Annotated in this window: 1 protein-coding gene; it reads left to right on the top strand. The window is 50.0% G+C overall.

The genetic code is table 11. From position 1 onward, the window contains the following. Positions 1–204 (top strand): thiolase family protein (locus ACG916_RS21745; RefSeq protein ID WP_512700224.1); only part of this gene is annotated, 204 nt, incomplete at both ends.

The raw sequence follows: 204 nt of genomic DNA, 5'->3' as shown, positions 1-204 counted from the left end.
CGATTGCCATGGCAGCTCGCGCCATCAAAGCCAACGAAGCTGATTTAATCATTGCCGGTGGTGTAGAAAGTATGAGCCGTGCGCCCTATGTGATGGGCAAGTCGGACAGTGCTTTTGGACGCAGTCAAAAGATTGAAGACACCACTATGGGCTGGCGCTTTATCAATCCAAAGCTCAAAGAAATGTATGGTGTGGACAGCATGC

Origin of the sequence: Acinetobacter legionensis, assembly GCF_048552295.1 — a bacterium.
GTDB lineage: Bacteria > Pseudomonadota > Gammaproteobacteria > Pseudomonadales > Moraxellaceae > Acinetobacter.
This window is presented reverse-complemented; position numbering and strand designations above follow the sequence as displayed.